Genomic DNA, 6,684 nt, shown 5'->3' with positions numbered 1-6,684 from the left:
TGGAGTGTTGATTGGAGGCGGAACCCGGAGTCGAACCGGGGTAAACGGATTTGCAATCCGGTGCATGGCCACTCTGCCATTCCGCCTCAATACTAGGTTAGCTTTAAGATAAACTGGAGCGGCACACGAGGCTCGAACTCGTGACCTCGACCTTGGCAAGGTCGCGCTCTACCAACTGAGCTAGTGCCGCTTAATGTTTATCTAGGGGGCTATGCCCTCTCAACACGGACGCATTCTACAGAGATTATTAAACGCGTCAACACAAAAAATGCTACTTTTGAACTGTTTGATTATTTTTTATCTAAAATGGTGCGTTATTAGACGTTTACAATCAATTTTTGGTCAATTCTCCCCATGCTGCAACTAAATATTGCACCATAGAACTAAGCGTTAAAAACGTGGCGATATAAAGTAGGCCATAGCTTAAATACATCATCCAGCTATCGTACTGCCAGATTAAACCTATAATGGCTAACATTTGAGCTGCCGTTTTTAATTTACCCATATCGGATACAGCCACATTACCGCGCTTCCCCTGTTCAGCCATCCACTCACGTAGCGCCGATATAACAATTTCACGACTAATAATAATAAGCGCAGGGATAGTCATATACAAAGATTGATAATGCTCAGATAAAGCAACCAAGGCAGCACACACCATTACTTTATCAGCAACAGGGTCTAAGAACGCACCAAAAGGCGTTGATTGTTCAAGTTTACGGGCTAAATAGCCATCGAGTATATCTGTGATCGAAGCCAGCCAAAAAATAAAGGCAGCAACAAAGAATGCCCATGAATAAGGCATATAAAATATCACCAAAAAAATGGGGATAAGAAAGAGTCTAAACGTTGTGAGTGTGTTTGGAATATTCCACATAACTACTTGGATATGTCTTTTTTTCTATATTCGCACATAGGGCTAGCCCTTGTCATGCAAATGGTTAAATATCTTCTCAGCCATGTCAGGACTGATCCCAGGAACTTTCTTTAGCTGTTCTATATTAGCAGCTTTTACGCCTTGCATGCCCCCTAAATATTTTAATAATGTTTGTCGACGCTTTGAACCAACGCCATCTATTTCTTCTAATAACGACTGAGTACGCTGTTTTTGGCGCTTGTTACGGTGGCCTGCAATTGCAAAACGATGCGATTCATCCCGTATATGCTGAATCAAATGCAGTGCTGGTGCATCAGAATCCATAGGGATTGTCTTACGCCCACCATCTATAAGCAAGGTTTCAAGGCCTGGCTTACGGCTAGTGCCTTTTGCAACCCCAACTAATAACGGCATTTTGGTATGCGGCCAGTTTTCGAAATATTGCTCCGCTCTACCTAATTGCCCTTTACCACCATCAATAAAAATAACATCGGGAATTTTATCTTCATCAACCAGCTTGTTATAACGTTTGTTTAGTGCAAATTCCATAGCGGCGTAATCATCACCGCCAGTGATGCCCGTCACGTTATAACGACGATATTCTTTATTATTTGGCCCTTGAGAGTCAAATACAACACAGCTGGCCACTGTGTTTTCACCCATGGTGTGACTGATATCAAAACATTCCATGCGATTGATATCATCAAGGCGTAAAGTGGCCTTTAATTGCGCATAACGCTTGTTTATAGAGTCTTGAGTGCTTTGCTTCACCGTAATGCTATTTAATGCATTTTTATTTGCTAACTGTAAGTACTGTGCTCGCTCACCGCGGGCAACCACTTTTAGTGATACTTTACGCTCACTAATTTGAGTTAGTGCTTCACTGAGCGCATCACTTTCTTCAATTTCAAACGGTAAAATAATTTCTTTGGCAATACGCCCTGTAGCACCTGGCGCTAAATAATACTGACCCAAGAAAGAGGTTAATATTTCTTGCTCCTGTGAGTCTTTAGGTACCTTTGGAAAATAAGTTTTACTACCCAGCACTTTATGATCGCGGATCATCAATAAATGAATCCCATTTAAACCGTTTAAATGGGCAAAGCCGACCACATCCATTTCCGCAAAATTGCCAGAGATAGATTGTTGCTCCTGCATTTTACGCAGTAACATAATTTGGTCACGTACTTTAGCTGCGAGTTCAAAATTAAGCTGCTCACTGGCTCTTTCCATTTTAGCGATTAGATCGGCTATTACTTCATGAGATTTACCGGTTAAAAACTTACGAACATAATTAACTTGCTGCGCGTATTCATCTTCAGAAACTTTATTTACACACGGCGCAGAACAACGTTTTAATTGATACTGTAAACAGGGACGACTTCGCGCACGATAATAAGCATCTTCGCATTGACGCACAGGAAAGATCTTTTGCATTAACCGCAAACTTTCTGAGACAGCTCCAGCGCTTGGAAAAGGACCAAAATATTCGCCCTTTACTTTTCTGCTGCCACGATGAAAGGCTAAGCGCGGATGCTTATGATTAGTGAGCAATATATAGGGATACGACTTATCATCACGTAACAAAATATTATAACGTGGCTGATATTTTTTAATCAGATTGTTTTCAAGCAGAAGCGCTTCTGTTTCTGTATTAGTAAGCGTGACTTCAATATTAAAAATGTTACTTACTAAAACACGGGTTTTGCTGTCGATAATATTGCTGCGAAAGTAACTGCTTACCCGCTTTTTTAAACTTTTAGCTTTACCGACATAGATAACTTGGTTGTCATTATCGAGCATGCGATAAACGCCAGGTTCACTCGATAATGTTTTTAAAAACTGAGCATGATCAAATTCAGACATATATAACGACTAGTAAGATATATCTATATCAATCATTTTGTAACGTATAGCTAAATGAGTAAGCTCTACATCGCCTCCTACGTTAAGCTTTTCAAACATACGATAGCGATAACTGTTTACTGTTTTAGAACTCAAATTTAAGCGCTCAGCGATATCTTGTGCTTTTTCACCTTTGGTGATCATCAACATAATTTGTAGTTCACGCTCAGATAGGCTTTGAAATGGGTTTTCATCGGTACGCCCGGTTACCTGCGCAAGTGCAATCTGTTGTGCTATTTCTGGAGCAATATAACGTTGTCCTGCGTGCACACAACGTATAGCGCGAACCATTTCATCAGACCCAGCACCTTTGGTTAAAAAACCATGAGCACCAATTTGCATTACCTTACTTGGAAATGGGTCTTCGCAATTAACAGTAAGGACAATAATTTTCACATCAGGACAGTAACGGCAAATCTTTTTAGTTGCCTCAAGCCCGCCCATACCAGGCATGTTCATATCCATTAACACTATATTTGGCGAATGCTGACGGCAAAACTGCACAGCCTCTTCGCCTGTTTTAGCTTCACCTATCACTTTAAAACCACGTATATCATCAAGAATACGTCTGATCCCTGTGCGAACAAGTTCATGGTCATCAACTAAAAGTACGTTAATCAATGGAACACCCTCACTAGCCTAATAAGATGCAAGTTAACAAAATTAATTTTCAACATTAGCATACATACGACGAAACCATAACTAATATTATGCTTTCGCCGCCGGTCATCATGACCAATATAATTAAAGCGTATTTACCAAAAGCAGGTAAATACGCGATAGTGATTTAAGCTGACGCTTTTTCACTAAAACGGTCAACCCATAAAGCAATAATACCATCACCCGTTACATTACACGCAGTACCGAAGCTATCTTGCGCTAAGTAAAGTGCAATCATTAGTGCCACTGCACCTTCGTTGAAACCTAGCATGCTCGTTAGTAAACCTAATGCCGACATTACCGCACCACCTGGTGCACCTGGCGCTGCAATCATCACTACACCTAACATCATAATGAATGGCAGCATAGCCATTAGTGAAGGTATTTCCATGCTAGGCGATAAATACATCACAGCCATGGCACAGGTTACAATGGTAATTGTTGATCCAGATAAATGAATAGTGGCGCATAATGGCACGGTAAAGTTAGCTACATCTTCTTTTACGTTATTGGCTTTACTTGATTGCAAAGAAACTGGAATGGTTGCCGCGCTCGACATGGTTCCTAGTGCAGTAAAGTACGCAGGTAACATATTTTTAATTAGCTCAATAGGATTACGTTTGAGTAACAGGCCCGATACAATATAAAGCACACTCAACCATAGCCAATGCATAACTAACGCAGCAATTAACACTACACCAAATGCTTGTAATGTGTCGACAACGGTACCTGCTACAGTCATTTCAGCAAATACACCCGCAATGTAAAACGGCAATGCCGGAATAATTACTTTTGATAGTAAACCATCAATAATGTCGCGCCCCTGATCCGACACAGTTTTTAATGTGTCTAATCCAAGCTGACTCATACCAATACCAAAAACAAAGGCTGTGACTAAAGCTGTCATAACACCCATTAACGGTGGAATTTCTAAGTCAATAAAGCTACCTACCTCAGTGACTGCTTCGGCTTCAAATGAAATACCACCGCTTAAGAACGGAATAACCGCTGTCACTAATAAAAACGCTAAAGTACCGGCTATAATTGTTGAGCCATACGCAAAACCGACTGTTTTCCCCAATAGATGGCCTGATCCTTTAGGTAGCCCAGCAATACCTGAGGCAATAAAAAACAAAATAATCAGTGGAATTGTAAAACTAATAAGCTGGCCAATAAGCTCTTTTACTGTATATAAAAGCTCAACGCCAGTTAAGGGAATGTAGAGCCCGACTAAAATACCGGCCACAATACCGGCAATTAATTTTAAGATTAACTTCATGGTGATTACTTTATTGAATTTAGATAGTGTGTTTTTATCATGTTTTGAATAGTTTGTGTCATAAAACTGTTCAACCGCAGTTCATTTGCACAATTAACCAACAAAATATAAGTGAGTACCGTTGATTTGTTTAAATAACGACTACATAAACAAGAAATAACGTATAAAGTTAAAGGTGAACAAATGGCATATGCTCGCCTTTTTAATAACTAAAAAATTAACAGGTTGGATTTTTAGTTCAATCCGTTATAAGCGTAATTAATATATGTTATAGCCAAAGCTTACTTTAACTTTTTTTATCTCACAGTAAAGTAGGCTTATAAAGTTAACAGGATAGCTGTTAACGTGTTGATCAGATTGTACCTAAAGGAACATTATGTCTACTATTTTTGAAGATAACTCACTAAGCATCGGTAACACACCGTTGGTAAAACTTAACCGTGTTACAGGTGGGAATGTATACGCTAAAGTTGAATCACGTAACCCTAGCTTTAGTATTAAATGCCGTATTGGTGCATCAATGATTTGGGAAGCTGAAAAATCAGGTCAACTTACCAAAGACAAAGAGCTAATAGAGCCGACATCAGGTAACACTGGTATTGCTTTAGCATTTGTTGCGGCCTCTCGCGGCTACAAACTAACGCTGACTATGCCAAACACCATGAGCTTAGAACGTCGTAAACTATTAAAGGCACTCGGTGCTAACCTAGTGCTCACAGATGGCGCTAAAGGTATGAACGGCGCTATTGCTAAAGCCAAAGAAATTCAAGCAGCAGACCCAGATAAGTTTATTTTGCTACAACAGTTCGAAAACCCAGCAAACCCTAAAATTCACTTTGAAACAACGGGCCCAGAAATTTTTAATGCACTTGATGGCAAAATCGATTTCTTTGTTGCAGGTGTTGGTACTGGCGGCACTATTACAGGTGTTAGTCGTTATCTTAAAAAAGAGAAAGGCCTTAATGTAAAATCAATAGCCGTAGAGCCAAGCCACTCGCCAGTTATTAGTCAAACGCTTGCCGGTGAAGAGGTAAAACCAGGGCCACATAAAATACAGGGGATTGGTGCAGGCTTTATTCCAGGGAACTTAGACCTATCAATAATTGATGGTGTAGAGCAAGTGTCTAATGAAGAATGTATCGCAATGTGCCACGAGCTAATGAAAAAAGAAGGGATTTTAGTCGGTATTTCATCGGGTGCAGCCGTGGTTGCAGCAAAACGTATTGCTGAACGTCCTGAAAACGTAGATAAAAATATTGTGGTTATTTTACCAAGTGCAACAGAGCGTTACTTATCAAGCCCAATGTTTGATGAAGAGTTTTCCGAGCAAGAGCTTGTTCAATAATCAGACTACATTATTAAAAAAGGATGTTTTTCAACATCCTTTTTTATTACTTTCCCTATAAGTTAACACCTATTTAGTACTATCCTCTTTACATCCGCAGCATTCCATCACACACTTTATGTATGAGTAATCAACCTGACCAAATATGAAAACAATTTTAACCACTTTTGTGCTCATCTTTAGTATTTTGATCGTTGGCTGTAATGAAAATACTAAACCTAAAGACCAGTACATAGATAATGATAGCCCAGGCGATACCGCCACGGTGTATTTTGATGCGCTTTATAATCAGCATAACTTGCAAAAAGCCAGCAATTTCGCGACCCCTACATTATCCCGCATAATGAAATCGTACGGTACAGCAAAACAGTTTGCCCGCAGTCTTATTAATTTACAGTACGATGAAGTGGTAATTGAAATTGATATGTCAAATTCAAGTCTGCGCGAACAATACGGCAATAAGGCAAGAATAAACATTGTATTTACTGGTTATTTTAACGGTAGAAAAATTGACGATTTTCGCACTATCGAAATGCTAAAAATAAAAGGCAAATGGTACGTAGATAAAATCGTCGCTGATCCTTACGGACGCTGATCAGCGTTCAATCTAAAAAATAA

General features: G+C 39.6%; 6 protein-coding genes and 2 tRNA genes. 2 read left to right on the top strand and 6 right to left on the bottom strand.

Going from position 1 to position 6,684, the window contains the following annotated elements; all coding sequences use genetic code 11:
* Positions 1-12: 12 nt before the first annotated feature.
* The 6 genes from P20311_RS11920 to P20311_RS11895 all read right to left on the bottom strand — a co-directional run bounded on the left by P20311_RS11920 (position 13) and on the right by P20311_RS11895 (position 4,721).
* Positions 13-86 (bottom strand) — tRNA-Cys (locus P20311_RS11920).
* Positions 87-114: 28 nt separating this feature from the next.
* A tRNA-Gly gene (locus P20311_RS11915) sits at positions 115-190 on the bottom strand.
* Between the two features lie 141 nt (positions 191-331).
* Positions 332-877 carry a CDP-diacylglycerol--glycerol-3-phosphate 3-phosphatidyltransferase gene (pgsA, locus tag P20311_RS11910; RefSeq protein ID WP_036933597.1) on the bottom strand — a complete coding sequence of 182 codons (546 nt, stop codon included), beginning with the start codon at positions 875-877 and terminating at the stop codon, positions 332-334.
* A 42-nt stretch (positions 878-919) separates the two neighbouring features.
* Positions 920-2,743: an excinuclease ABC subunit UvrC gene (uvrC, locus tag P20311_RS11905; protein ID WP_008113095.1), complete on the bottom strand. Its 1,824-nt coding sequence runs from the start codon at positions 2,741-2,743 to the stop codon at positions 920-922.
* 9 nt (positions 2,744-2,752) lie between these two features.
* On the bottom strand, positions 2,753-3,403 hold the full coding sequence (gene uvrY / locus P20311_RS11900) for a UvrY/SirA/GacA family response regulator transcription factor (protein ID WP_008113093.1): 651 nt from the start codon (positions 3,401-3,403) through the stop codon (positions 2,753-2,755).
* Between the two features lie 166 nt (positions 3,404-3,569).
* Positions 3,570-4,721: a dicarboxylate/amino acid:cation symporter gene (locus P20311_RS11895; RefSeq protein ID WP_008113092.1), complete on the bottom strand. Its 1,152-nt coding sequence runs from the start codon at positions 4,719-4,721 to the stop codon at positions 3,570-3,572.
* A gap of 376 nt (positions 4,722-5,097) precedes the next feature.
* Between P20311_RS11895 and cysK the strand changes: the two genes are divergently transcribed.
* Together cysK and P20311_RS11885 are read left to right on the top strand one after the other, a co-directional pair.
* The gene (gene cysK, locus P20311_RS11890) at positions 5,098-6,066 is read left to right on the top strand and encodes a cysteine synthase A (protein ID WP_008113090.1); all 969 of its coding nucleotides are present in this window, start codon (positions 5,098-5,100) and stop codon (positions 6,064-6,066) included.
* Positions 6,067-6,211: 145 nt separating this feature from the next.
* Positions 6,212-6,661, top strand: coding sequence for a hypothetical protein (locus P20311_RS11885; protein WP_008113087.1), 450 nt, complete (start codon positions 6,212-6,214; stop codon positions 6,659-6,661).
* The last annotated feature ends 23 nt before the right edge of the window (positions 6,662-6,684 follow it).

The organism is Pseudoalteromonas sp. BSi20311 (genome assembly GCF_000239875.1).
Classification (GTDB): Bacteria; Pseudomonadota; Gammaproteobacteria; order Enterobacterales; family Alteromonadaceae; genus Pseudoalteromonas.
Note: the sequence above shows the minus strand (reverse complement) of the source record. Positions and strands in the feature narration are given on the sequence as shown.